Raw genomic sequence first — 25,135 nt, 5'->3', positions numbered from 1 at the left:
ATATTTTTTGAGGGAAGTACTCAGTGTTAGCGACTTTGATCTATCGTAGCCGGCTCAATCATGCATTGGATCCCTCGCAACTGGCAGGGCTAGTAAAGCAGGCAAGCTTACGGAATACGGCGTTACAGGTCACCGGTGTGTTGTTGTTTGATGGCAGACAGTTTTTGCAGGTGCTGGAAGGTCCGATCTCCGCGGTGAATGCCGTTTTTGAACGTATCAACAGAGACGTTCGCCATGCGAATATCGTGGAATTGATGCGTGATTTTGCGCCGCATCGCCGCTTCCTTGACCAGGGGTTGGTATTGTTTGATCTGAGAAACACCAGACCGAGCGCAGTACTCCGTAGGGTCATAAAATTTGGCAGGTTAAAATACCATCTTGCCTGTAATGATCGCGTGTATAAATTTATCCGTAACTTTGTCTCGTCGCCGTTACCGTCAAAACAGGTTTTAAATCTCCCGGCAGACCGCTGGCAGCTAAATACTAAACTTCCGCCGTTTGATATGGCTAACATTCCCGTTTTACAAAACCAGCCTTGTCAGTTTGCTTTTCAACCTATTGTTGATCCCGCGCGAGGGAATATATCCTCACTTGAGGCGTTAATCCGTGGGCCCGACGGTGGCAGCCCGCAGGATTATTTTTCAACGATTCCTGAACATAAATTGCATGAGGCAGACCTGGCATCAAAAGGCTGGGCGCTGGCAATGGCTCGGCGTCTGGGGATAGGGAATCACAAGGTGGCCATTAATTTGCTGCCGATGTCACTGGTCAAGATCCCCGGCGCAGTCAATATTTTGCTGGATCATATTAAACGCAATCAACTTGATCCAGAGCAGGTCATTGTGGAGGTGACCGAGGATGAGGTGATTTCCAGGTATGACGAATTTACGTCTGCGATTCGTCAGTTACGTGCTGCGGGAATTGGTCTGGCGATCGACGATTTTGGTTCCGGATTTGCCGGTTTGTCATTACTTGCCAAGTTTCAGCCGGACAAACTGAAGATCGACCGGAGTATCGTCACCGATATCCATATGCACGGGCCGAAGCAGGCTATCGTCAAAGCTATTATCGATTGCTGTGCTGAGATGCAAATTACCGTCGTGGCGGAAGGCGTCGAAAAAGTAGAAGAGTGGAGTTGGCTTGATGCTGCCGGGATTGAGCGATTCCAGGGCTTCCTTTTTGCACGCCCGATACTCAACGGTGTTTCGTCGATTAACTGGCCGCAGCGCATAAAGCGTTAACACGGCGTTGGCACAATAAGAGGGAGAATGGGGTAATATCATTCTCCCTTTTATATCACCCGTTTCTTCTTTACGGCTGAATAGCGGACACAAGGTGTCGCAGGATATATCCTTTGATATGACGTGATATAATCGATTTAATTTCAATCAATGAACCCCCTTTATTCGCTGGGAATAGCGCCAGTCATCGCAGTTCATCCTTCCCGGAACATTATCTTGCTTATAAAGCATCTTATTTTCATGCTTAACTTAAAGGACGGGATGCGAAGCAAGAGGAAAAAATGAAAATCAATAAACATATATCAGGCGCGCTGGCGCTGAATTCCTCCCTTGGACGCAGCATCACTTTTTTCATGACCGCACTGTTACTGGCGGGCGTGGCCGCCAGCACCTGGACACTCACCCGCTCATGGGACCGTGCCGTCGAGGATATGGAACGTAATGCCATCAACCTGTCCGTTTCCCAGGCGCGTCAGGCGGAAGATACCTTTCTACAGGCCGAACTGGCACTGCGCGATATACGCCGTACCATACCGTCAGATAATATCTCAACATTGAATGCCAGCCGGTTCGATGTGCTATTAGCCGACCTGAAAGACCGCCTGCCGCAACTGCACGGACTGTTCATCTATGATGCGCAGGGAAACATGAAAGCCACGGCATTGGGCAGATTCCCACCGATCAGTAATAGCAGCGATCGCGACTATTTTATCTATCACCAGCGTAACGGGCACAGCAATATTCATATCGGGCGGGTGATTACCAGCCGTTCAACAGGGGATCTGGTGATCCCCGTCTCAATGCGCCTTAGCGATTCGGCAGGAGGCTTTGCCGGGGTAGTACTCGCGACTATTCGGGTAGATTACTTCCGCCACTTCTACAGCTATTTCGAACTGGAAAACCGGGATCTGCTGGCTTTATTAATTACTGACGGTACGGCGTTGTATGTACGTCCATTCCCGGATGATGTCATTAACCGCAATTTGTCGGCGAGCCCGCTGTTTACCCGTGAACTGGCGAGAAAAGATCGCGGTAATGCCACCTGGATTTCGGCGCTCGATCACGTCGAGCGTATCTTTGGATTTGCACGGGTTGAACGCTATCCACTGGTCGTGGCCGCCGGTTATGACAAACCGGCACTCTGGTCACGCTGGTTAAAAGACAGTCTGCCGGATTTGGTGCTTAACGCCATGTTGCTGCTGGGCACGTTGCTGATGGGAACTATCGTTTTTCGCCAGGTGCGGATGAACGTGCGTAATCAGACCGAACTGGCGGAACTGCGTGATGAGTTGACCAGTATCAACCATACTTTGCAATTGATGGCGCTGGCAGACGGGTTAACCGGGCTTGCCAATCGCCGTCAGTTCGATCTGTTTTTGAACCAAAGTCTGAAAGCCTCTTCGCTGAGTAAAAAGCCACTTTCGCTGGTGATGCTCGATATCGATTTCTTTAAGCGTTATAACGACTTCTACGGCCATGTGGCAGGCGACAACTGTCTGCGCACGGTTGGCGAAATCATCCAGAAACTTAAACTGCGCAATGCCGATTTGATCGCCCGTTACGGGGGCGAGGAGTTTGCGATTATTCTGCCGGATACCGGGCCAGAGGCCGCGCTGTTTGTTGCCCGTCAGGCGGTGGCAGCCGTGCGCAACGCAAAAATACCGCATGGAGAATCGGGAGCGACAAACAAAGTCGTGACCCTCAGCGCCGGCTGTTTTTCCCTGATCGGCAGTGGGAGTGAAGATGATGTTATTCGCCTGAAAGAGGGGGCCGATAAGGCATTGTATATGGCAAAAATTCAGGGCAGAGACCGGGCGCTGGCTAACCCGGACTCCCTTTAAACATTACAGGCTGTCCAGCGTCTTGGTAAGATAATGGCGCTGGATGCCTTTTTCGGGAAAATCATTGAGCGTCATCTGCAGCACATAACCCTGCTTTTGGTAAAACGGCAATGCCTGAAAGCTAAACGTATCCACCAGTGATTGCTGACACCCCTGTTTCACCGCTTCTCTCTCTGCCGCCCTGATCAATTCTGTACCCAGTCCGGAACCACGCATGGCTTCGCTAACCCATAAATAGCTGATAGACAGCCATTCGCTTTTACGCGTGCCAATTAATCCACCGGTCATTTTGCCGTTTACATCGCGACAAAATACGCCAATAGGCCCCCATTCACGATTCTGGATAAAAGGGCGGTTAAATTCCCGTAAACCGTCCAGCAGTTCGTTTTGCTCTTGCTCGGTTACTTCTGTCGTTACGCGTAAAAACATAAGGCATCCTTTTTATGGCGGGTCCGTATTATTGAGCAAACCATTCTCTCAGAAACGGCGGCGCTTAAAAAATCAGTTGTTATACAAAATGCCTTTTGTTGCTGGCTGCGCCTTTCCCGGAATAACCAGTGACCCGCAGCTGTTTGGCTGCGGCTTGCCGGCAAGCACCCCCTGAACAAAGGCGAGCTCATCCGCAAACGCGGTGTTCACAATGCCGTTATGGGTAATGCCCGCGTAGGTTTTCCATTCGAGGGGATTGCCTGCGGCGCATAGCGCGGCCACGGCGGCATACTGGTGATAGGGCGACAGCGTGCGGTCTGCCAGACCGGTCGCCAGAAACAGCGGTGCGGGAAAACGAGCTAATGGCATATCTGTGACGGGTTTCAGCGTAGCTGTGATCTGTTCACTCCCCCCCACAAACGCATTGTCAGCATTCAGATGCAGCCTGCGTTGATAATGTCCGAGTTCCGGCATGCAGGAAATCTTAGCCCTTGCCAGCAGCGTTGCGCCGTTTGCTGTCACCAGTTTTTCAGGCGCAGGTGCATCATCTGCCAGCGAACCACCGATCAGGCGTAGCATCTCCAGCCGTGGCGGTGTGCCATGAATTCGCCCGTCTCCGGCCGCAATGGGACCCTCAGGGAACGTTGCGACCAGACCCGTGGCAATGGTTGCCAGCAGTTTCAGCTCAGGCGCGTAGGAGGGAGCCATGTAGCTCGCCCCCAGCGATGCCCCTGAGCCTTGCGACTGCCCGGTTATCACAAGGCGATTGGCGAGCTGTTGCGGGTAGGCCTGTAGCGCCGCGCGGACGCTATCAAGTACAGAGCGCCCCTCGGCCTGCCAAATCAGATAAGGATGCGGCCCCGGCCCGCCAAGTCCCTGATAATCCGTTGCAACAACGGCAAAACCCTGTTGCAACCATTTATTGAGGTAACTCGCGTCGCGCGGTGTGTGGCCCGTCCAGGAGGGGGCGCAGGCGTCAGCAACGCCCAGCGTGCCGTGAGCCCAGGCAATCAGCGGCCAGCCGCCGGGTGGCGGTTTGCCTTGCGGAAAATAGAGCGTCCCGCTCACGGGGACAATACCCGCATTCCAGCGCACATCGCGGGAGGTGTAGAGGATGCGCCGCGATTGCCCCGCCACAATCTCCGGCTGGCGCGTCATTGGCTCTTCACGCAACATTATGCCGGGTTTGTCGGGCAGCGCGGCATCCCAGCGGTAAAAGGGGGATAAAGTCTGATCGCCCACCTCCGGTCCGACCGGTAAAGCGGCAAGGCTCACGCCAGGCAACAGTATGCTAATCGCGAGCGCAAGTGGCGCACGGCATCGGAATAGGGGGTGATATCTCACGTGTTGTTCTCCAGACATGGCATCACAAGGGTGATAAATAATCATGGAACACTATTGCGCCATCATTAACAGTATGCCGTAATCAATGTTTCATCATGCTATAAAAAGATGAAACATAAGGTAAAACGCCTCTCGCCCATCAAGGATGTTACCGATGAAGAACGTTACCCAAACCAACCAGTACGGCCAGCAGGTCGGTTTTGCGCTGCCGGACTGGCAGCCTGTCACGAGGCCCGCGCGTATGACATTGCGCGGTCAGTACTGTCTGTTAGTGCCCCTCAGCCCAAACCATAGCGATGCGCTTTACCAGGCCTTTTCGCTGGCGGAGGATGACCGGGACTGGACATGGCTGGGAGCAAACAGGCCAGCGACTCCGGACGAAATGGCCGCGTGGGTGGCGCACAAAATGACGGACGACAGTCTGGTGCCGTATGCCGTTATCAACGGTGCCGATAGTCGTGCCTGTGGCGTGGTGTGCTGGAATGCGATTGATACCGTTAACGGGGCGATTGAAATCGGTCACGTGACCTGGTCCCCGTTAATGCAGCGCAACGTGATGGGTACAGAAGCGCTCTATCTGCTACTGAGTCAGGCCTTCGCCCTGGGGTACCGCCGGGTGGCCTGGCGCTGCGATGCAACGAATATCGCCTCACGGCGCGCTGCTGAACGGATCGGGTTCACGTTTGAAGGGCGTTTTCGCCAGGTGATGACCCGTAAGCAGCGCAATCGCGATACCGACTGGTTATCCATTATCGATAGTGAGTGGCCCCGGCTACGTGTTGCGCTCGACGCGTGGCTGGACCGCGAGAATTTTGATGATAAAGGGAAACAAAAGCGTGCGCTGGATAGTTTTAAATAGGCAAAACCCCCGTGTGGCACTGTCACTCGATGCGTGATTATTTTGCCAGAAAATAAAATAACTTTTTTATAATCAATAATTTCAATGGGAAGGGAATGAAAAAAATTCTGATGCTCGTCCTCCTGACGGGCGCGGTTGCCGGCTGCACACCTTTGCACCCGGATAACTGCCATAAAACGATCGCGCTGAGTGACTGTGATTCCGGACGTTATACCGACCAGGATGAATACGGAAGACAGGCGCTTGCTATAAAAGAGGCTATTGAATCCCAGTTAGCCGACCGCCACGCCTGGAAGAATAAAAAATGCCGGCTGCACATGGATTTTGCTTACGATGGCAAGCTTCACAATGTCGAGTCGCGTGATGGGAGTAAAGCCTACTGCGAGGCGCTGGTCAGTGCGGCAAAAAAAGCCACTTTCCCGCCATTCCCTAATCAGCATGTCTATGAGGCTTTTGCCAGCTCGCGGTTTGTTATCCTGGGCGAGTAAGGTAAAAATGCCGTTCAGCCTCTTCGCAGAACGGCATTTCTGGCCCTGCACCCTTTACGTTGCGGGACGGACTTTTAAACGACTGAGACTGACCACAATCGCCAGTAGCGTTGTGCCCGCCGCCAGCCACAATCCCAGCCGTACCGCAAACGCCTCTTGCGCCAGGGAGCCTGAAGGGGCACAGACTGACAAGATCACCCCAATCACTGCCGCCCCCAGACACTGACCAAATGTGCGCATGATGGCGAGAATGCCCGACGCATAACTGCTGTGTTCCCGGGACGCGCTGGCCAGCATCTCCCGGTTATTGGGGCTTTGAAAACAACCAAACCCCATCCCGCACACCAGACCACGAAGACAGATGTCCCAGACCGGCGCATTATCCGCTAACAGCGCTAACAACAGGAGCCCGAGGGCAAAGAGACATAATCCGGCCGTGGAAATCACGACGGGTGCATAGCGATCGGCCAGTCGTCCGGCGTGGGGAGCAACCAGCACGATGCCAACCGGCCAGGCGGTGAAAAGCAGCGCGGAGGTAAACGCGCTATAGCCATAAACGCTCTGAAACAGAAACGGCAGCGCAACGAAGGTCATCCCCTGGCTGACGAATGAAGAGAGCGATGTTAAAGCGGCCAGTGAGAAACGGGCAGAAGAAAAAAGCGCAAGTGGCACCAGAGGATGGGCCGCACGGCGCTGGCGGTAAATAAAAGCGATGCCCGAGACAACAGCCGCAAGCCCGTAGAGCGCCGGGGTCAGAAGCGTGCCTCCCCTTTCACCGGGTCGCGAGAAGGCGTTTGAGGCCATGATCACGGCGCCCAGCATCATGGCTGAAAAGAGGGCGCCGGCAACATCAAAGCGTCCGTTCATCCTGGCGCGATGGGCAGGCACAACGCGCAGCGTCAGTAACAGGGCAATGACGCCGAAAGGGAGATTGATTGCAAACAACCATTGCCAGCCAAAGGACGCGAGTAATGCGCCGCCGACAACCGGGGCGATTGCCGTGTTGGCGGCGATGAGCAGGGCGTGGATCCCCAGGATCCGCCCCAGCAACCGGCCAGGGAAAATGGAGCGCAAAATGGCGGGCGCAATACTTAATGTCGCGGCCCCGCCAATCCCCTGCAGCAGACGCATCGCTACCAGCATCTCCAGTGAGGTCGACAGGGCGCAGCCCAAAGACGCCAGCGTAAACAGGCTTATTCCGGCGGCAAAAAGGGCACGAAATCCTGTCCGGGGTGCCAGCGCGGCGAAAATGGCCAGTGTCATGGCGGCAGATAACAGATAGCCATTGGCAATCCATACCGCATCGCCCGAGGAAATCTCAAGCACACGGGCAATGTGCGGCAGGGCGATATTAACCATCGAACCGTCAAATACGGCCATTGTGGTACTGGTCATTACTGCTGCCATCGCCAGACGGCGTTCGTGCCCCGGCAGGCCTTCATCACCCGGCTGATCAGTGAACAAGTGCATAAAAAAACCTCTGCGAAATAGATGCGAGAGGTCACTATAATGACCCGATATACAGGGCGGAAGACGCAGCATTTGCACTTATAACCTGCACCAGACGCCTCATATCAATAAAGGACATAGAATGACCGAACCCGATCTGAATCTTCTGTTTGCGCTGGATGTCCTGCTCGCCGAAAGAAGTGTTGCGGTGGCGGCGCGCCGTCTCGGATTGAGCGCCTCGGCGATGAGCCGCACGCTCGGTCGTCTGCGGGAGACTACCGGCGATCCTTTACTGGTGCGGGCGGGGCGCAATATGGTGCTAACGCCTTATGCCGAAGGGATCCGCGAGCGTACGCAAAATGCGGCTTTTGAAGCCCGCGCCTTACTGCGCCCGCTACACACTGAACTGAATATCCGCACCCATGAACAGCTTTTTACCCTGCGCGCCAACGACGGTTTTGTGGAAGTATTTGGCCCGGCGCTGATTGCAGAAGCGGCGATAGTTGCACCGGGAATCACCCTGCGTTTTGTCGCAAAGCCGGAGAAGACGCCGCACCCTTTACGTGAAGGGCTGGTGGATCTTGAGATTGGCGTGCTCAGTGAGATGGGGCCGGAGATCCGCGTCCAGGCGCTGTTTCGCGACAGATTCGTCGGTGTGGTGCGAAAAGGGCACCCGCTGGGACAGCTTAAAGAAGTGACAACGTCACATTATAGTGAGTGGAAACACGTTGTGGCTTCACGCCGGGGAACCCTGTCCGGCCCGGTGGACGAGGCGCTGGCAGAAGTGGGGCTTACACGAAAAGTGGCGGCCATCGTTCCCGGTTTTCCCGCTGCGCTGGCTGTGGCCCGGGCGACGGATCTGGTTGCGCTGGTTCCGGCATCGTTTCTCATAAATCAGTCGGCGGTTGCCGATCTGTCGGTATTCGAACTGCCGGTGAAAACACGCGGGATCACCGTATCGCTACTGTGGCATCCCCGTTCTGACGTCGATCCGGCCCACCGTTGGTTACGGACGTTTGTACGTGACGTATGCCAACGCCAGCTACCGGAAAACTGAGCTGTCTTACAGGAAAAAACGGGCGTAATATCGCTCCTCGCGTGATGTTTCAAAAGGATAAAAAATGGACGTAGAAGTACGCGAGGCCAGACCCGAGGACTATGCTGCATGGTTAGCGCTGTGGCAGGGCTATCTGGATTTTGCCGGCAGCACGCTAAGTGATGTCGTCACGCGCGCAACCTGGGCGCGCATTCACTCCCCCGAATCCACACTGTTATGCCGTGTCGCCATTGTCGATGGGCAACTGGCCGGGTTTGCCCTGTGCGTCATGCATGAAGGTACGTGGGTAACGCAACCCATCTGTTATCTGGAAGACCTGTATGTAGATACGCAACAGCGCGGTCGCGGTGCGGGGCGAGCGCTGATTGAGGCGATTCGTCAGGAGGGTGAGAAGAGCGGCTGGGCAAAACTCTACTGGGTGACGCGAACGAACAACCCAGCCCGAAAACTGTATGATCAGGTTGCGGAACTGGGTGATGTCGTGCGTTATAACATCAGTTTGTGACTATAAGCCGAAAAAATACCGCAGGCCCGAATAGGCCACCATCCCGGCGATAACGGTGGCAAAAAGCCCACGCGTGATAATCCCGGTAATGGCGGCAATGGCGGCCGCCAGCAACGATATGCTGATACCGTTGCTCGTCATGGCCGGTTTTTCGATCAGTTCCGCCGCAATAATGGCAGCCATAATGGCGGCGGGAATAAACCCCAGCCACTGCTGAACGACCGGAGCCAGGCGAAATCGGGAAAGCAGTAAAATAGGCACCGTGCGCATCAACGCCGTCACCAGCGCCGCGATCGCAATCGTCAGTAGAATGTTTCTCTCCATCTTATTTCGCTCCTTTTTGCGTCGCGCGTAATAATGCCGTTGCCAGCGTTGCCGACAGTGAAGCGGCGACAATCACAATGACGCTCAGCGCCATATGACCGGCGGCAAAGAACGTGACGAGCACAGCAATCGCCACGCTGAACGTTTCCAGTTTTTTCTGCCGACTGGCAAACCACATCATCAGCACCAGGCCGATAAACATCGAGACCAGGCTGAAACTTAATCCTTCCATTAATGCGGGCGGCAGCGCAGAGGCAAGACTTCCACCTACCACACAGGCGAGGATCCAGTTCAGCCACGCGGCCAGGTTAAGCCCAAACATCCATGCGAACGGCACCGTACCCTGATGGCCGCCGCGCTGAACCGCCACGCCAAAGGTTTCATCGGTCAACAGTAAACCGCTCACGATTTTCTGCAGCGTCGTCTGCTCGCGAAAGAAAACGCTCATTGCGGAGCTCATCAGCAGATAGCGTAAATTCACCAGAAACACACTCAGTACCACCGACGCCATTTCTGCGCCCGCAGACCAGAGCGAATAGAACAAAAACTGGGCCGAGCCGGTATAGAGCGCGGTCGCCAGAAACGCCGTTTGCCAGACGGTAAACCCGGACAGGGTCCCGATAGCCCCTGCGGCGAAACCGATACTCCAGTAGCCAGGGATGGTAGGCAGGCAAGCGGCAACACCGCCACGAAACAGGGCGGTGGGATCGTCCTTGCGCATGGCGTTACTCTTCATCAACATCACTTTTCCCTTTCTTTCTCGTCGGAATGTGCAATCTTAAGGATCCTGAAAAATCGCGATAGTAAAATCCTGCGCATTTGTAAAAATTACAGGGGTAAAGGCTGGAGAACGAGGACGTGACGCAAAACAGACGGGATGACATCAGGCTCTGGCGTGATAACGAACTGCATGGGGGAATGGAAATCCTGCAGGCCTCATGTTATGAGCACAGTTATCCGCCGCATTTCCATGACGAGTTCGTGATTGCGGCATTTGCCCGAGGTGCCCAGCGCACCCGAATATCCCGACAGAAAGGGATTGCGGCGGCGGGAACATTAATGGTGATCATGCCCGGCGAAGTGCACACGGGTGAGGCAGTGCAGCGTGATGAAGGCTGGGACTATTGCGCGTTCTATCCTTCGCAAAGCCTGATTAATGACGTAGCTGAAACCGTACTGAAAGGGCGGGGAGACGTCAATTTTGGTACCGACGGCATGCGCCACGATCCACGGATTGCCCGGCGTATGCTTCATGCTGCCCGGGTGCTCAATGCCAGTGACGACCCGTTGGAAAAAACGTGCGTAATGTACCAGATACTCAACATTCTCATCGGCAATTATGGTGAACGGTCAGTCAAAGGCGCACGTCAGGATTTTATGCGCGCCGATATCCGCAAAGCCATTGAGTTTCTGCATTGCAGTTACGCGCAGACGCTGACCGTGAAAGAGATTGCGGCTGTCGCAGGCTTAAGCGAGTTTTACTTTATGCGGACTTTCCAGGCCATGACCGGCCTGTCAGTGCACCAGTATCTGACGCAGATTCGCCTGGTCAGGGCGAAAGGTCTGCTTTCCCGTGGCGTAAACGCCTCACAAGTCGCCAGCGATGTGGGTTTCTTCGATCAAAGCCACCTGATAAAACACTTCCGCGCACACTTTGGCACCACGCCAGGCTTATTCGCTGCCGCCTCGGCCTGAGGTGCTCACATCCCTTATCGCCAGCGACGCGATGAAATGGGCGGCGACCGCCGGCCTGGACGGCATCGGACACGGCGCATGTCTGCTCCCCATCGATAAGGAGTGAATCTTTACTGCGCGGGGGTTTTGCCTGGGCTTACAATCATCCAGACCGCAAGACAGACGATCAGCGCGCCCATGCCGAAGCCTTCGCTCAGGGTTTCCCCAAGTACAAGGTAGCCCCACAACACGGCAAAGGGGGGAATTAAAAACGTGACGGTTAATGAACGTAGCGGACCAATATCAGCAATCAACCGGAAATAGAGAATATAGGCAAGGGCTGTGCACATCAGCCCAAGCGCGATAACGCTCGCCCAGACGCCGCCCTGTAGCCAGAAAATAGCAGGGCCATGGCTGACCGAACCGACAAAGAAAGGTAAGAGAAACAGCGTGGCGCCGAGCTGGCTGCCGAAGGCGACCATCTTCGGGTCCAGTCCCCCGCGCTGGCTTATCCAGCGACGCGTCAGAAAACCGGCCAGCCCGTAGCAGGCGGTTGCGACAAGACAGGCAATGACGCCTATGACAACACTGCCTGTTACGTCCGTTTTCGCTGTTGTCGTGATAATCATGATGCCAACGATTCCGGAAAGCACGCCGCCCCATTTGCGCAGCGTTAGCGTCTCGCCAAAAAAGAGGCCGCCGATTAACGCTCCCATCAAGGGAGTGGTGGCATTGAGGATAGCTGAATATCCCGCCGGCAAGCGCGTTGCCGCCAGGCAATACATCAGAAAAGGCAAGCCGGAGTTAATCACCCCGAGCATCAGCGCTACGCCAAATTTTCCCTCGAAGCGAAAGGTGGATTTCATCATAACCAACAGACATGCCAGACCGATAGCGCCAAACAGAACGCGGAGAAAGGCCGTGGGGACTGCGCCGAATTCGGGGGCGGCAATACGCATAAACAGGAAACTGGCGCCCCAGATAGCGGCCAGCAAAACGAGTCGTGAGTAGTCAGAAGGACGCATGTGATAACCATGTGTTTCGTCAGCAGGTGGCAAAAAAACTAAAACGTAAGCCCGGGACATGACAAGCAAGGATTTCTTCTATAATTAAGTTTTCCTAAATCATGGAATTGACGCGACGATGAAATTGCCACCTTTACATGCGCTTATGTGCTTTGAATCTGCGGCAAGACACATGAGTGTTAAGCGGGCCGCCGAGGAGTTATGCGTGACGCCGAGTGCCGTGAGCCAACAAGTGTCCAAACTCGAAGAGATGCTGCATTCACGCTTGTTCATTCGAGGCGCGCGGGCGCTGGAATTGACGACAGAAGGGCGTATTTATCTGCGTGCTATCCGTCCGGCATTTGACCAGATATCCGAAGCCACACAGCGTCTGATGGACGACGAGAAGCAAAACAGCATTACCGTCAGTTGTACCAGTGGTTTTGCTATTCAATGGCTGCTGCCGCGCCTGCCCGCGTTCGAAAAGCAAAATCCCGGCGTTGAGGTACAAATCAGTACCACTAATCGTCAGGTGGATCTGTTAACCGAAGGGATTGATTTTGCCATCAGACACGGTGCCGGAGGCTATCCGGGCCTGGAGGCCGAATGTCTGATCAACGATCGTCTTCTTCCGGTATGCAGCCCAACGCTTATTCCCGAAGGGCAAACACTGACCTCGCTGCTGGACCTGACCCAATTCACCCTGCTGCACGATGAACATCGCATGGACTGGGCCGTCTGGTTTAAGGCCGCCGGTATTGCACATGCCATTGAGGAAAAAGGGCCGGTATTTGTCGACTCGAATGGCGTACTGGAAGCGGCGATTGCCGGGAAAGGCATTGCGCTTATTCGGAGTACGCTTATTCGTGATGAATTGAAAAAAGGGCTGTTGATCAATCCGTTGCGCATCGCCATTGATTCGCTGCTGGCCTATTATCTGGTCTATGACGAATCGGCGCTGTTGCAAAAGATGAGTCGCAAATTCCGCGACTGGATTGTCTCCACCGCCAGTGCGGAGAGCAATGAATATTCATCCTGAAAGACCAGCAACCCAGTCTTCACCATCAGGCAGGAAACCGTTGTATCTCTTAAGGGGAACAAGATGACCGGACGCCGTATTTCTATCGAGCAAAGTGATCCCACCTGGCCCGAGCGCTATCAGAAAGAAGCGTTATTATTACAACGCGTGTTATCAGATATACCTGTCGCTATCCACCATATTGGCAGTACCGCCGTTCCCGGCCTTGCGGCAAAACCCATCATCGATATCCTGCTGGAAGTGCCCTCGCTACATCTGCTGGATAAATATAACGACACCCTGCGCCAGGCGGGCTACACGCCACGAGGTGAGTATGGTATTCCGGGCAGGCGCTATTTTGTCAAAGGCGAGAATCAACGAACTCATCATCTTCATGCCTTTGAGCTGGGCAGCCAGCACACGCTACGACATCTGGCATTTCGTGATTATTTGCGCCAGCACAGCGATATCGCTCAGGAATACGAAAGGGTAAAACGCGAGGCAGCAGAACACAGTGGAAACCTGTCTGAGCGCTACAGCCAGCTCAAAAATGACTTCATACAGCGCCATGAAGCGCTGGCGTTACGGGAAAAATCACATCGTCAGCCGGGCTGATTCAGGTTATCGATAACGCACATTGCACTCTTTTTAAGCAGCAAAAGCACCATGCCCATGCACGCCAAATGTGCACATGCCGATCCCTGATAGCCGACAGGGATCGCAATTGTTACACTCACTTGTAAGATATCGCTTATTTTTCAATAAAATATGAAATTCATCGTCGCTGCTCACCCAGTTGGCACGTTTCATGCCTCTCTAATATCGTTCAAGTAACTTTACTAACGTTCAAATCACTTTCAGAGAGCATGCCATGACACTGACCCGTTTGACTTTACCCGCCTGTCTGACACTGATATCTGCCAGTCTTTTTTGCTCTTCGGCGTTCAGCGCCGATCTGCTTGCAAGAGTCAAAGAGGCCAAAGAGATATCTGTTGCCACCGAAGCACGATATGCCCCCTTTGAATATGTCGATAACGGAAAAATCGTCGGCTACGACGTTGACCTGATGAACCACATCCTTGCGAAATCCCTGCCCGGCGTGAAAGTGAAACAGCTGGATCTGCCTTTCCAGGGCATCCTGCCGGGGCTGGATGCGAAGAAATTCGATTTTGTGGTCACTGCCGTTACCGTCAATAAACAGCGTATTGAGCACTTTGGCTTTACCGCCCCGATAGCGGAATCTACTGTTGCCCTGCTCAAAAGGGCGGGAGACGACGCGATCAAAACCCCGGATGACCTGAGCGGCAAAGTCGTGGGATCGCAGGCCGGTTCCGGTCAGTTGCAGGTACTGCAATCCTTCGACCAGGTGCTGCGCGCCAGCGGCAAACCGGGCATTAAAGAGATCAAACAGTATGTGGCCTTTGATGAAGCTTACGCCGATCTGGCCTCTCGCCGTCTTGACGGGGTCGCCCAGTCGCTTTCAAACCTGGGTCCGCTGATTAAAACCCGTCCGGGCGTGTTTGCCACGCTCCCGGAAATGATCGGGCCGCAAACCTTCTTTGGTTGGGTAGGGCGTAAAGATGCTGACAGCGCCTCGCTGGTTAAGCTTATCAGCGACGGTATTATCGAAGCCAACCGCGACGGCACCATGAAGGCGCTGCAGCAGAAGTGGTTCGGCTTCACGATGACTGTACCGGCAACAGAAATGCCTGAACCGGCGCTGTGAGCAGTCAATGATGACGGATTTTATCGCGAGCTTTATCCACTGGCTTCCCATGCTGACGCAGGGGGCGCTCACGTCGACAGCGCTGTCCCTGACGGCGATGGTCGCTGGTTTTCTGGTGGGTATTGGCGTCTGGCAGATGTCAACAAGTCCGTTACGGATTTACCGCACGATGGCCCATGGATGGGTCAGTCTTTTCCGGGGCACGCCGGTGCTGGCGCAGTTGCTGCTCTGCTTTTATTTGCCCTCGCAGTTGGGTCTCGATATTCCTGGCTTTGTGGCCGCCGCGCTGGCCTTAACGCTGAACACGGCCGCATATCAATCGCAAATCCTCAGCAGTGGTTTCGCCAGTATTCACCCGGGGCAACTGGAGGCCGCGGCGATTTGTGGGCTGAGTCCACGGCAAATTTTGTGGCGTATTCAGGTGCCGCAGGTTGTCCGGGCAACGTTGCCGTCGCTGATTTCCGAACTGATTGATGTGATCAAAGCATCGGCGGTGGTGTCGGTTATCGCGCTGACCGATCTGATGCGCGTGGGCCAGCAACTGGCGTCATCCACTTACCAACCGCTACAGGTCTATCTGGCTGTCGCCCTGGTCTATTTACTGCTGACTAGTCTGCTGGCGCTGTTGGGCCGCCAGGCGGAACGGCACTGGCAGAGGGAACAACGATGACCGAACTCATGCAATACCTGCCAGCGTATATTCAGGCGCTGGGTGTGACTCTGTGGCTAAGTTTGTGTGCCGCGTTCGGCGGCATGCTGCTGGGCTTTGCCTTGAACGGACTCTGCGGCAAACGTGGTCTGGCGTTTCGCCTGTGGCGTGTTTATGTGTGGGCTGTCCGGGGGACCCCGTTTTTGGCACAGCTGGCCGTCATCTACTTTGGCCTGCCGTCTCTCGGCATCATGCTGAGCGCGGTTGAAGCCACACTGCTGTCGCTGATGCTGTATAGCGCCGCCTATTTCGGAGAAATTTTCCGCGCCGCGTGGAACAGCATCTCACCGGGACAACGCGAAGCGGCGCTGGCCAACAACATCTCGACGGTGCGCTGTTTCTGGCATATCCAGACACCGCAGGCCGTTCGTTTTGCGCTGCCGCTGTTAGGCAACCAGTTCATTCTGACTATTAAAGAGAGCGCCATCGCGTCAATCATCACCGTCCCGGAATTGACCATGACGACGAGTCAGATTGTCGCCAATACCTACAGCTATGTCTTGCCTTACGCCCTGCTGATCATCAGTTACTGGCTGCTGGCACAGGGCGTCAGTCTGGGCGTAAGAACACTGAGTCATGTACTACGAACCGGAGAATAATATGAGCAATACCTCTGCGCCGGTGCTCGAAATGCGCCATGTAGGCAAGTCATTCGCAAACCATGTGGTGCTGAATGACATCAATTTACGTGTCGATCATGGCGAGATAGTCACCCTGATTGGCCCATCCGGTTCCGGAAAAACTACTGCGCTTCGCTGCATGAATTTTCTCGACGCGTACGACAAAGGCGACGTGCTGATTAAAGGGCAACTGCTCGGGTATTCCGGCACACAGCGCGGCCCGGCCCATGTCGACAGCGCCAGCCTGATTGCCGAGGTGCGTAAGCCACTCTCGATGGTGTTCCAGCAGTTCAATCTCTGGCCTCACATGACGGTGCAGGAAAATGTCGCCGCACCGCTGGTGCTGGGCAAAAAGATGTCACGGCAGGCGGCAAAAGCGGCGGCGATGGCCGCGCTGGATCGCGTCGGCATGGCGCAAAAAGCCGATGACTGGCCGGTGCGTCTGTCCGGTGGTCAGCAGCAGCGCACAGGCATTGCCCGCGCGCTCGCGCTCAATCCTGAGCTATTGCTGCTTGATGAGCCCACCTCGGCGCTCGATCCGGAGCGGGTGGAAGAGGTGCTGGATGTCATTCGAAGCCTTGCCGGGCAGGGCATGACCATGGTGATGGTCACCCATGAGATGGCGTTCGCCGCCCATATCTCGTCACGGCTGGTGTTTATGGCTGACGGCCACATTCTTGAAAGCGGTACGCCGCGACAGATGTTCACGCAGCCGAAAAGCGAGCGCCTGAAAAACTTTCTCGCACCGCTGTTTCGTCGTCCACTGCAAGTCGAAGAACTGGAGAAGTTACCATGAGGGAAACGAGTCTACAGGTCGCCCGACAGCTGGATGAAGACTGGCTGAACCATCTGCTGGCGCAGTTGGCCGAATTTGGCAAGTTAGCGGATGGCGGCGTCGATCGCCAGGCATTAAGTGAGGTGGAACTTGATGCACGGGCCTGGCTTATTGATCTCGCTCGTGAACTCGGTTGTGAAATATACCGTGACGCCGCCGCTAATTTATTTTTCCGTCGTCCGGGACGATTAGCCGTTTCGCCCGTCGTCACCGGCAGCCATATTGATACGCAACCGTCCGGCGGCAATTACGATGGCTGTTACGGTGTAATAGCCGGGCTGGTATGCCTGAAAGCGCTCAATGACGCGCAGGTTGTCACTGAACGTCCGGTTGAAGTGGTTATCTGGACTAACGAAGAGGGCAGCCGCTTTGCGCCTGGAGCGATGGGGTCCAGTGCTTTTGTTAACCCCGGGAAATTATCCGACCATCTTGGCGCAATGGGCGTGGATGGCGTCTTGTTTCGCGATGCGCTGGCACAGCATCAGACGCGCTTTGCGGCAATTCCATTGCGACCGGACCGCGAGATGGCCTGCTTCCTTGAGTTGCATATTGAGCAAGGCCCGGTGCTCGAAAACCGCAATTTGCCGCTGGCCATCGTCAAAGGCATTCAGGGTGTGCGCTGGTATCAGGTGACCTGCCATGGGGTATCGGCCCATGCCGGGACCACACCGATGACGCTGCGCCAGGATGCGATGACCCTGGCCCGGCAACAGCTTGTTCACATTGAGCAGGCAATGGGGGATGCAACAGATGACGCGTTGCGTCTGACCTTTGGTCGCTGGCAGGTCACGCCGAATGCCATCAACACCATTCCGTCATGCGTGCGTTTTACCCTCGATTTCCGTCATCCATCGACAGAGAAGCTGGCGCAGCTCGACGCGCTGATGCGCTCGCTTTCGAGTGAACATGTCACCGTTGAGCCGCTATTAAATAAAGCGCCGGTCACCTTTGACGCGCGTATTAATCACATTCTGCAAGAGGCCGGAGAAGCGCTGGATATCGCGCATACGACACTGCTGTCGGGTGCGTTTCACGACGCCATGTATCTGGCCGAACTTTGTCCGACCAGTATGCTTTTTGTCCCCAGCCATCAAGGCATTAGCCATAACCCGGCTGAATATACCGATCCTCGCTCACTGGCGGCAGGTGCCCGTACGCTGGCCTGCGCGCTGACTGAGCTATCCCAATCATTTAAAGGAGTGACATCATGACTGCAACTGCACACTATCCAACCTGCTGCGAGAAAGACAATGGCGATGCGCTGGGGATCAACCCGACGGCAACATCCCCGATTTCAGTCGATGGCGCGCCAGTGTTAAATGAGCTGTATACCATCCCGCCACGCTGCGGACGCGCCGTTTTGCTGAAAAAAGGGCAGGTCATTAAGGTAATCAACACCCCAGGAAGCCAGGTGTGCGATACCTGGTTTTTTAACAGCAGCGATCTCAGCGAATTTGCCTCAATGGAGCATACCCGGGCCTTTATCGACAAAATCATCCCACAGCCAGGTGATGTGCTGGTGACCAACCAACGTCGCGCCATTGCCACGCTACTGACGGATACTTCGCCAGGCGTACATGACACGCTGATTGCCGCCTGCGATCTGTACCGTTATACCAATATGGGGATTACGGAGTACCACGACAGTTGCGCCGATAATATGCGTATGGCACTCAATGCGATTGGTCTGCGCGCCCGTGAAGTACCGCAACCGCTTAATTTATGGATGAACACGCCGGTAAATCCTGATTATTCCATTTCCTGGTTGCCCACTGTCAGTAAAGCAGGTGATTATGTAGAGATTCGTGCCGAGCTGGATTGCGTGGTCGTCATGTCTGCCTGTCCACAGGACATCGTGCCGATTAATGGCTGCTCACCGAAAGAGATCCAATTCGTCGTTGTGGGATGATTTTTCTTGCCAGGCCTGCGTAACGCAGCCCTGGCAGACTTTAATGAAGCAGACAGATGAAAAAAAACGCTGACAACAAATCTACCGGAACGCCGCTGGGCATGCGGCTGCGTCACGCCCGCCTGGTGCAAGAAATGACCCTCAAGCAGCTTGCACAAAAAGTGGAATGCTCGGAAAGTCTGTTATCCAAACTGGAAAATGATGCCGCTTCGCCATCGCTGGCGATGTTGCACCGTCTGGCAAAAGCGCTGGAGACCAGTATTGCCGACCTGATGGCCGATGACTGGACAGCCGATCAACCCGTACTGAAACCTGAACAGCGAAACCGTAAGCGGTTTTTACAACGCAGTAAAAAAGGCGGCATTGAACTGGAGAACCTGACCTGGCATCACAAAGGCGGTTTACTGCAGGGCAACATTCATATTATCGAGCCGGGCGTCGCCAGTGATGGACTGATTGAACACCATGGCGAAGAGATGGGTTATGTGCTGGAAGGTGAGCTGGAACTGCGTCTGGGAGACGATGTCTGGACTCTGGCGCAGGGGGATTCGTTCTATTTCCCGAGCCAGATCCCGCATGGCTACCGCAATACCGGCACTGTGGTCGCCAGAGTGCTGTGGGTGAATACCCCGGTCACGTTCTAATCGCGCGATAAGACGAAAAAACCACGCCGCAGCGTGGTTTCGTTCTGGCGGGTGTTATTACAATCCGCGTTGTGCCATTTTTTTCGCAAGGTCAACCAGGCGGTTAGAGAAGCCCCATTCGTTGTCGTACCAGGCAAGAATTTTCACCAGATTGCCGCCAATCACCAAGGTGGAGAGGCCATCAATAATGGACGAGCGCGGGTCGCCCTGATAGTCGCTGGAGACCAGCGGTTCGTCACTGTAACCGAGAATCCCTTTCAGCGGACCCGCTTCGGCAGCTTTGCGGAACGCCGCATTCACTTCTTCGACTGTCACATCGCGTTTTAACGTCACGGTCAGGTCGACAATCGACACCACCGGGACAGGCACACGTAAGGAATACCCGGTAAGGCGGCCATCCAGTTCCGGGATCACTTTCCCCAGTGCTTTCGCCGCGCCACTGGAATACGGCACAATAGAGAGTGCCGCTGCACGCGCCCCACGCAGATCTTTCTCTGGCTGATCGTGCAGGGCCTGGCTGTTGGTGTAAGCGTGCGTGGTATTCATCAGGCCGTGTTCAATACCGAAATTCTGATGCAACACCTGGGCGGCCGGGGCCAGACCATTGGTGGTGCAACTACCATTGCTCACAACGAAGTGGCGGGCCGGGTCGTAGTGCTGGTCGTTAACCCCCAGAACAATGGTCAGGTCATCATTTTTACCCGGAGCGGAGATAATCACGCGTTTCGCACCACCGCTGCTGATATGGACCGCCGCTTTTTCGCGATCGGTAAAGAAGCCGGTAGCTTCAATCACAATGTCGACGCCAGCGTCACGCCAGGGAATATTTGCCGGATCGCGCTCGCTAAAGACCCGTACGGGCTGCCCGCCGACAATCAACTGACCTTCGCCTGATTCAACGGGGACGGGGAGGGTGCCGAGGAGTGAATCGTGTTTTAACAGATGCGCCAGCGTTTTGCTGTCAGTCAGATCGTTAATTGCCACAATCTGAATCTCTTTATCACCCAGTGCAACACGTAAAACGTTGCGACCGATCCTGCCAAAACCGTTAATACCGACCTTAACCATGATGAACTCCTTCTTATCTGATGTCTGAGTTCACTGTAGGTCGCCAGCGGTTTGGCGTAAATGACAAATAAGGATCACTTTACGCCATTTTGCGGCAATGGAAACGTTGACGATATTCACCGGGGGTAAGGTGCAACTGGCGTTCGAAAATCCGCCGTAAATTGATACTGCTGCCAAAGCCAGTCTCAGCAGCAATCTTGTCCAGCGTCTCATTGGTTTGTTCCAACCGATGACGTGCTGCGGCAAGGCGCGCCTCGGCAACGTAACGCGCCGGCGGGGCTCCCGTTTCACGGGTGAATACCCGAGTGAAATTGCGCGGACTCATTGCCGCACGCTCCGCCAGCTTATCGACGGATAAATCCTCATCCAGATGCTCAAGGATCCAGCTTTGCAGGTCACGGATGGGGCCAACGCTACTGGCCTGCTGCAAATTGTAACGGCTGAACTGGAGCTGCCCGCCGGGACGGCGCAAATACATCACCATATTCTGGGCAACCTCCAGCGCGAGGCTAAAGCCATAATCGTCTTCAACCAGCGCGAGCGTCAGGTCAAAGCCCGAACTGACACCGCCAGAAGTCCAGACAGGCCCATCCTGAACATACAGAGGCCCGGCTTCGAGGGTAATCTCAGGAAAGCGCGTTTGCATGGTTTCCAGCAGTCGCCAGTGGGTGGTTGCTCTTCGTCCATTGAGCAAGCCCGCCTCGGCCAGCAACATCGCGCCACCGCAAATGGAGACCACCCGTCGCGCATGGGGGGCAGCAAGGCGTAGCCAGTCGACCACCGCAGTGCCTTCGTATTCATCCTCGCCGCGTCCGGTAATCATGATGGTATCCCACGGCTCACGCGGGTCGATTTCATGCAAACGGCTATCGGCGAGCAGGTTCAACCCCGATTGACCGTGGATGACCTGGTGAGGTTGGGTGGTGGCGAGCGTAAAGCGGTAACGCGGTTGTGAGAGGCCATCCGCGTGCAGACGATTAGCCTGCATCAGAATGTCGGCGATACCGGCGGCTTCAAACAGCATGCCGCCATCAGGAACGATTATCAGGAGTGTTTTCATGTCCTGAAAAGTACACCTATTACATTTTAAGTCAAGGCAGAGAGAGTAAATGCGGAAACTGTTGTGGTAACAGTCGATCGCACTTTTGACATGCGGAATCTCTTCCGTGGCCTTATTTACATCGCGCTGGCGCTGCGTAACCTGAAATCAACAGGTAAGATTTTCATGATCAATACACCTGTATAAGGTCACTGTTTAATGTTGTGTGCTGCTTTATCAATAAGCGCCGCAACGTCCTGCGGGTGCGATACCATTGACATATGGCTTGACGGAACACGGATGATATTAGCGCCAGCTTCCCGGGCTAATAAGTTCTGTACGGCAGGTTTAAGCGCATTGTCATTTTCAGTTAATAAATACCACGACGGCTTATTATGCCAGGCGGCGAGATTAACTTTTTCACTGAAGGCTTTCGCCGCAATAGGTTGTTGTGCTGCGGCAAGTAAACGCGCCTGAGGTTCAGGCAGATCATTTGCCATCACGTTGTGGAACATCTCCGGGTTATCCAGCCAAATCAAGCCATTCTTATCGGCCTGCAACCCATTCATAGGGGCATTAAGGCGCGTAAGAGTATCGCTAACGGATTCACCGCTGTCGGGCACCAGGGCCGACAGATAAACAAGCCCTTTCACATTTTCAGCATTGCCAGCCTGAGTAATCACGGCGCCTCCCCAGGAGTGACCAACCAGCAGTACGTCGCCGTGTTGTCGTTGCAGAACGCGCTCTGTGGCCGCCACATCATCTGTAAGTGAGGTCAGCGGGTTTTGCACTGCGGTAACGGTATAACCTTTGGCCTGCAGTAGCGCGGTCACCGCAGACCAACTCGAACCATCGGCAAATGCGCCATGAACCAGAACGATGTTTTTGATATTTAACTCCTGCGCGTCAACGCTTGTTTCGAAGAGGCAGAGCAGGAGTGACGTGTATTGCATGATTTTATTGATAAAAAATGACATAGCAGGGCATTCCCGATCCGCATAAATAATGTTTAAAGAGTGTAACTCCGCGTCATGATCGCGATAAAGTGTCATTAATGACAGGTATCATGCAAAATCGGACATTAGGATGAGCAGGATTTGATTATGCGAATTGCATTACTCGCAGTGCCGGGAAGTATGAAATCGGCCCTTTCGGGATTGTCAGATATGTTCTGGCTGGCAAATCAGGTGGCAGAGCAAAATCCGGCGCTGCGTCATCGCGATGTCGGTAATGAACCTGGTTTTAGCGCGCAGATCGTCACGGCGGATGGTCAACCCGTCATCGACGCCCAGGGCAGGCAGATTGAGAGTGAAGGATCTTTTGAGAGCGATAAATACGCACTGATCATTGCCAGCGGTATGCGTCTTGATAAAGAAAAATATCCGCTTTCCAAAGCAGCAATCACCGATGCAGCGCGGTGGGTAAAAGCACAACATCAGCAGGGATGTGCTGTGGCTGGTGCCTGTGCGGGTGGATTTGTCCTGGCGGAAGCCGGGCTGTTAAATGGGCGGATGTGTGCCACGACATGGTGGTTATTTCACACGTTTCGTGAACGTTATCCGCTGGCAAAACCTGTCTGGGGGAGAGCGCTGGTGGAAGACCACAATATCATCACCACCGGCGGGCCGCTTTCATGGGTGGATCTGGCGATACACATTGTCAGGCGGTACGCGGGTGATGAGATGGCAAAACTGACCGCTGATATGGCTGTTGCTGATAGCCAGCCGCTATCCCAACATCTTTATGCGCCCGCTGGTTTTCTTCATTCACGCCATCCGTTACTTATCAAAGCCGAACATCTGGTACGTTTCCAGGATCCATCGATGACTGTTGAGCAACTTGCTGCATCGCTTAATATGACAACCAGAACGCTCAATCGCAAAATGACAGAACTCACGCAGGAAAGTCCAAAAAACTTTATTACCCGCGTACGTATCGAGTCAGCGGCTATGCTGCTGGAAAATCGCGGCAAAACGATTTCTCAGGTAGCAAGTGAATGCGGCTACAACGATGAAACGGCTTTCCGGCGTGCATTCAATTCCGTAATGGGCATGTCTCCCGGCATGTACAAAGAGTGGGTGAAAAATAGATCGGGTGACATGGAGCGTTAACGTCTCTCTTTTTTCTGCCCGGATCGACAGATAAAAAACAGGGCAATGGCACTTAATAATGGAAATACCGCCAGTTGCAACCAGGGATAGATGGCATCGGTGGAGGGCGTTAACGCCCGGTCGAGCTGGCTGCCCAGCAGGAAATTGCCCGCCAGCACCGCAATACCACCTGCGGTTGCCAGTGCGCCGTAGTGCGCACCCAACATGGACGGCGTGGCGAACTGTGGGATCATGTCTTTTGCTGAGGGCACCAGTAACATCTGCCCCATGGTCAGCAGTGTAACAAAACAGGCGGCGGGCAACAGGCGAAGCCAGCTGTCCGGGGGCGTCGATGCGGCGAACAAGGCGACGCTCAGAAATGACGCGGACACCAGCAAAAAGCCACAGGGCAATATTCGTATTGCGCCAACACGCCGGGCAAAGCGGGCGAGGGGAAGTTGAAACAGAATAACCAGCCCCGATGCCAGCATAAACAACGGGCCTAAATCCTTCTCGCTGCCGCCGGCGCGGGCAATCTCCACCGGCAGAGCCAGGTATAGCTGGTTGTAGCTCAACAGCCATGAACTGTAGGCGATGATGAACGCCACAAATCGCGGCTGACGAAAGGTAGTCCACCATGGCGTAATATGCAGCGCCGCCTGGCGCGGCGGATGACGTGGCAGGCAAAAATGTAATACGCCAAGCGCAACGATAAACACTGCGGCCCCCGCCAGGGCTACCTGTCGAAATCCCAGTCCGGCAAGGACGGAACCCAGAACAGGACCGAGCACCGCGCCAAGTTCGCCGCAAACGGCAAAGAGCGCGAACCATTCCGCGCGGTTGCGCTTGCCGCTCGCCTCACTGTCCGTGCCCGCCTTTGCCAGCAAGGCTTCTATGGACGGAGAGAAAAGGGCGCCGCCGATGCCCGTCAGGCAAGCGCCAAGAATAATGGGCGCGATGCTGTCACCCAGCGCCAACAGCAGATACCCCACCACCCGGATAACGCAGCCGCAGAGGATAATGCTGCGGGCACCGAATCGGTCGGAGAGCGCACCGCCAACGATAAACATGCCTTGTTGTGAAAAGGTTCTTAACCCCAGAATCAGGCCGATCATTCCGCCGGAAAGCAGCATGTCATCACGAAGAAAGATCGCCAGAAAGGGAACGACGGCGTAAAAACCGATATTGAAGACAAACTGGCTGCCCAGTAACACGGGCGGCCAGAGATGTGTGGCGGGGCGGAGTAAATGCATCCAGAGAGT

General features: G+C 54.7%; 27 protein-coding genes. 17 read left to right on the top strand and 10 right to left on the bottom strand.

Translation table 11 applies throughout. From position 1 onward, the window contains the following. Positions 1-23 precede the first annotated feature (23 nt). Together L2097_RS06720 and L2097_RS06715 are read left to right on the top strand one after the other, a co-directional pair. Positions 24-1,241 (top strand): diguanylate phosphodiesterase, encoded by a 1,218-nt coding sequence (locus L2097_RS06720; protein ID WP_047370340.1) that lies wholly within the window; start codon positions 24-26, stop codon positions 1,239-1,241. 281 nt (positions 1,242-1,522) lie between these two features. After that, positions 1,523-3,082 (top strand): GGDEF domain-containing protein, encoded by a 1,560-nt coding sequence (locus L2097_RS06715; protein WP_047370339.1) that lies wholly within the window; start codon positions 1,523-1,525, stop codon positions 3,080-3,082. 3 nt (positions 3,083-3,085) lie between these two features. On the opposite strand, the gene L2097_RS06710 is transcribed toward L2097_RS06715, so the two are convergent. Together L2097_RS06710 and L2097_RS06705 are read right to left on the bottom strand one after the other, a co-directional pair. Continuing rightward, complete coding sequence (locus L2097_RS06710) at positions 3,086-3,511, bottom strand: GNAT family N-acetyltransferase (protein WP_047370338.1); 426 nt, start codon at positions 3,509-3,511, stop codon at positions 3,086-3,088. Positions 3,512-3,583: 72 nt separating this feature from the next. Beyond that, positions 3,584-4,855, bottom strand: a complete 1,272-nt coding sequence (locus L2097_RS06705) for a lipase family protein (RefSeq protein WP_250352431.1) — start codon at positions 4,853-4,855, stop codon at positions 3,584-3,586. 154 nt (positions 4,856-5,009) lie between these two features. Here L2097_RS06705 and L2097_RS06700 point away from each other — a divergent pair, with 154 nt between their 5' ends. After that, a complete protein-coding gene (locus L2097_RS06700; protein ID WP_250352430.1) occupies positions 5,010-5,714 on the top strand; it encodes a GNAT family N-acetyltransferase in 705 nt (234 codons plus the stop codon). Between the two features lie 95 nt (positions 5,715-5,809). Further along, positions 5,810-6,202 carry a cell envelope integrity TolA C-terminal domain-containing protein gene (locus L2097_RS06695; protein ID WP_250352429.1) on the top strand — a complete coding sequence of 131 codons (393 nt, stop codon included), beginning with the start codon at positions 5,810-5,812 and terminating at the stop codon, positions 6,200-6,202. Between the two features lie 54 nt (positions 6,203-6,256). Here L2097_RS06695 and L2097_RS06690 read toward each other — a convergent pair whose 3' ends face one another. After that, positions 6,257-7,672 (bottom strand): MFS transporter, encoded by a 1,416-nt coding sequence (locus L2097_RS06690; protein WP_250352428.1) that lies wholly within the window; start codon positions 7,670-7,672, stop codon positions 6,257-6,259. A 121-nt stretch (positions 7,673-7,793) separates the two neighbouring features. On the opposite strand from L2097_RS06690, the gene L2097_RS06685 reads away from it, so the two are divergent. Both L2097_RS06685 and L2097_RS06680 read left to right on the top strand, forming a co-directional pair. Next, positions 7,794-8,708: a LysR family transcriptional regulator gene (locus L2097_RS06685; RefSeq protein WP_250352427.1), complete on the top strand. Its 915-nt coding sequence runs from the start codon at positions 7,794-7,796 to the stop codon at positions 8,706-8,708. Positions 8,709-8,772: 64 nt separating this feature from the next. Further along, a complete protein-coding gene (locus tag L2097_RS06680) occupies positions 8,773-9,213 on the top strand; it encodes a GNAT family N-acetyltransferase (protein WP_250352426.1) in 441 nt (146 codons plus the stop codon). On the opposite strand, the gene L2097_RS06675 is transcribed toward L2097_RS06680, so the two are convergent. Then, entirely contained in the window at positions 9,214-9,537 is a 324-nt protein-coding gene (locus L2097_RS06675) for an AzlD domain-containing protein (protein ID WP_047370332.1), read from the bottom strand. Position 9,538: 1 nt separating this feature from the next. Beyond that, positions 9,539-10,279: an AzlC family ABC transporter permease gene (locus L2097_RS06670; protein WP_047370331.1), complete on the bottom strand. Its 741-nt coding sequence runs from the start codon at positions 10,277-10,279 to the stop codon at positions 9,539-9,541. A gap of 116 nt (positions 10,280-10,395) precedes the next feature. Here L2097_RS06670 and L2097_RS06665 point away from each other — a divergent pair, with 116 nt between their 5' ends. Further along, on the top strand, positions 10,396-11,232 hold the full coding sequence (locus L2097_RS06665; RefSeq protein ID WP_250352425.1) for a helix-turn-helix transcriptional regulator: 837 nt from the start codon (positions 10,396-10,398) through the stop codon (positions 11,230-11,232). A gap of 110 nt (positions 11,233-11,342) precedes the next feature. Here the strand turns inward: L2097_RS06665 and L2097_RS06660 are convergent, their stop codons facing one another. Further along, the gene (locus L2097_RS06660; protein ID WP_250352424.1) at positions 11,343-12,236 is read right to left on the bottom strand and encodes a DMT family transporter; all 894 of its coding nucleotides are present in this window, start codon (positions 12,234-12,236) and stop codon (positions 11,343-11,345) included. Between the two features lie 118 nt (positions 12,237-12,354). Here L2097_RS06660 and gcvA point away from each other — a divergent pair, with 118 nt between their 5' ends. The 9 genes from gcvA (at position 12,355) to L2097_RS06615 (ending at position 19,676) form a co-directional block, all read left to right on the top strand. Beyond that, on the top strand, positions 12,355-13,254 hold the full coding sequence (gene gcvA, locus L2097_RS06655) for a transcriptional regulator GcvA (protein ID WP_229220499.1): 900 nt from the start codon (positions 12,355-12,357) through the stop codon (positions 13,252-13,254). Between the two features lie 63 nt (positions 13,255-13,317). Further along, positions 13,318-13,848: a GrpB family protein gene (locus L2097_RS06650; protein WP_250352423.1), complete on the top strand. Its 531-nt coding sequence runs from the start codon at positions 13,318-13,320 to the stop codon at positions 13,846-13,848. A 256-nt stretch (positions 13,849-14,104) separates the two neighbouring features. Then, positions 14,105-14,959: a transporter substrate-binding domain-containing protein gene (locus L2097_RS06645; RefSeq protein WP_250352422.1), complete on the top strand. Its 855-nt coding sequence runs from the start codon at positions 14,105-14,107 to the stop codon at positions 14,957-14,959. A 7-nt stretch (positions 14,960-14,966) separates the two neighbouring features. Beyond that, positions 14,967-15,629, top strand: a complete 663-nt coding sequence (locus tag L2097_RS06640; protein WP_229220497.1) for an amino acid ABC transporter permease — start codon at positions 14,967-14,969, stop codon at positions 15,627-15,629. Beyond that, a complete protein-coding gene (locus L2097_RS06635) occupies positions 15,626-16,267 on the top strand; it encodes an amino acid ABC transporter permease (protein ID WP_250352421.1) in 642 nt (213 codons plus the stop codon). The genes L2097_RS06640 and L2097_RS06635 overlap by 4 nt, the downstream gene beginning before the upstream one ends. A gap of 1 nt (position 16,268) precedes the next feature. Beyond that, the gene (locus L2097_RS06630) at positions 16,269-17,084 is read left to right on the top strand and encodes an amino acid ABC transporter ATP-binding protein (RefSeq protein WP_047370325.1); all 816 of its coding nucleotides are present in this window, start codon (positions 16,269-16,271) and stop codon (positions 17,082-17,084) included. Next, entirely contained in the window at positions 17,081-18,334 is a 1,254-nt protein-coding gene (locus L2097_RS06625; RefSeq protein ID WP_250352420.1) for a M20 family metallo-hydrolase, read from the top strand. Before L2097_RS06630 ends, L2097_RS06625 begins: the two co-directional genes overlap by 4 nt. Then, positions 18,331-19,032 (top strand): DUF1989 domain-containing protein, encoded by a 702-nt coding sequence (locus L2097_RS06620; RefSeq protein WP_047370323.1) that lies wholly within the window; start codon positions 18,331-18,333, stop codon positions 19,030-19,032. The genes L2097_RS06625 and L2097_RS06620 overlap by 4 nt, the downstream gene beginning before the upstream one ends. Before the next feature lie 56 nt (positions 19,033-19,088). Next, positions 19,089-19,676 (top strand): cupin domain-containing protein, encoded by a 588-nt coding sequence (locus L2097_RS06615; RefSeq protein ID WP_047370322.1) that lies wholly within the window; start codon positions 19,089-19,091, stop codon positions 19,674-19,676. Positions 19,677-19,733: 57 nt separating this feature from the next. On the opposite strand, the gene gap is transcribed toward L2097_RS06615, so the two are convergent. From gap to L2097_RS06600, 3 genes are all read right to left on the bottom strand, one after another. Continuing rightward, the gene (gap, locus tag L2097_RS06610; RefSeq protein ID WP_250352419.1) at positions 19,734-20,744 is read right to left on the bottom strand and encodes a type I glyceraldehyde-3-phosphate dehydrogenase; all 1,011 of its coding nucleotides are present in this window, start codon (positions 20,742-20,744) and stop codon (positions 19,734-19,736) included. Between the two features lie 79 nt (positions 20,745-20,823). Further along, the gene (locus L2097_RS06605) at positions 20,824-21,804 is read right to left on the bottom strand and encodes a GlxA family transcriptional regulator (RefSeq protein ID WP_085007741.1); all 981 of its coding nucleotides are present in this window, start codon (positions 21,802-21,804) and stop codon (positions 20,824-20,826) included. A gap of 188 nt (positions 21,805-21,992) precedes the next feature. Continuing rightward, the gene (locus tag L2097_RS06600) at positions 21,993-22,736 is read right to left on the bottom strand and encodes an alpha/beta hydrolase (RefSeq protein ID WP_502799306.1); all 744 of its coding nucleotides are present in this window, start codon (positions 22,734-22,736) and stop codon (positions 21,993-21,995) included. 150 nt (positions 22,737-22,886) lie between these two features. Here L2097_RS06600 and L2097_RS06595 point away from each other — a divergent pair, with 150 nt between their 5' ends. After that, entirely contained in the window at positions 22,887-23,894 is a 1,008-nt protein-coding gene (locus tag L2097_RS06595) for a GlxA family transcriptional regulator (RefSeq protein WP_250352417.1), read from the top strand. On the opposite strand, the gene L2097_RS06590 is transcribed toward L2097_RS06595, so the two are convergent. Further along, complete coding sequence (locus L2097_RS06590) at positions 23,891-25,126, bottom strand: MDR family MFS transporter (RefSeq protein ID WP_250352416.1); 1,236 nt, start codon at positions 25,124-25,126, stop codon at positions 23,891-23,893. The two genes, L2097_RS06595 and L2097_RS06590, sit on opposite strands and share 4 nt — an antisense overlap. Positions 25,127-25,135 lie beyond the last annotated feature (9 nt).

The organism is Citrobacter sp. MNAZ 1397, from assembly GCF_023613995.1.
GTDB lineage: Bacteria > Pseudomonadota > Gammaproteobacteria > Enterobacterales > Enterobacteriaceae > Phytobacter > Phytobacter ursingii.
This window is presented reverse-complemented; position numbering and strand designations above follow the sequence as displayed.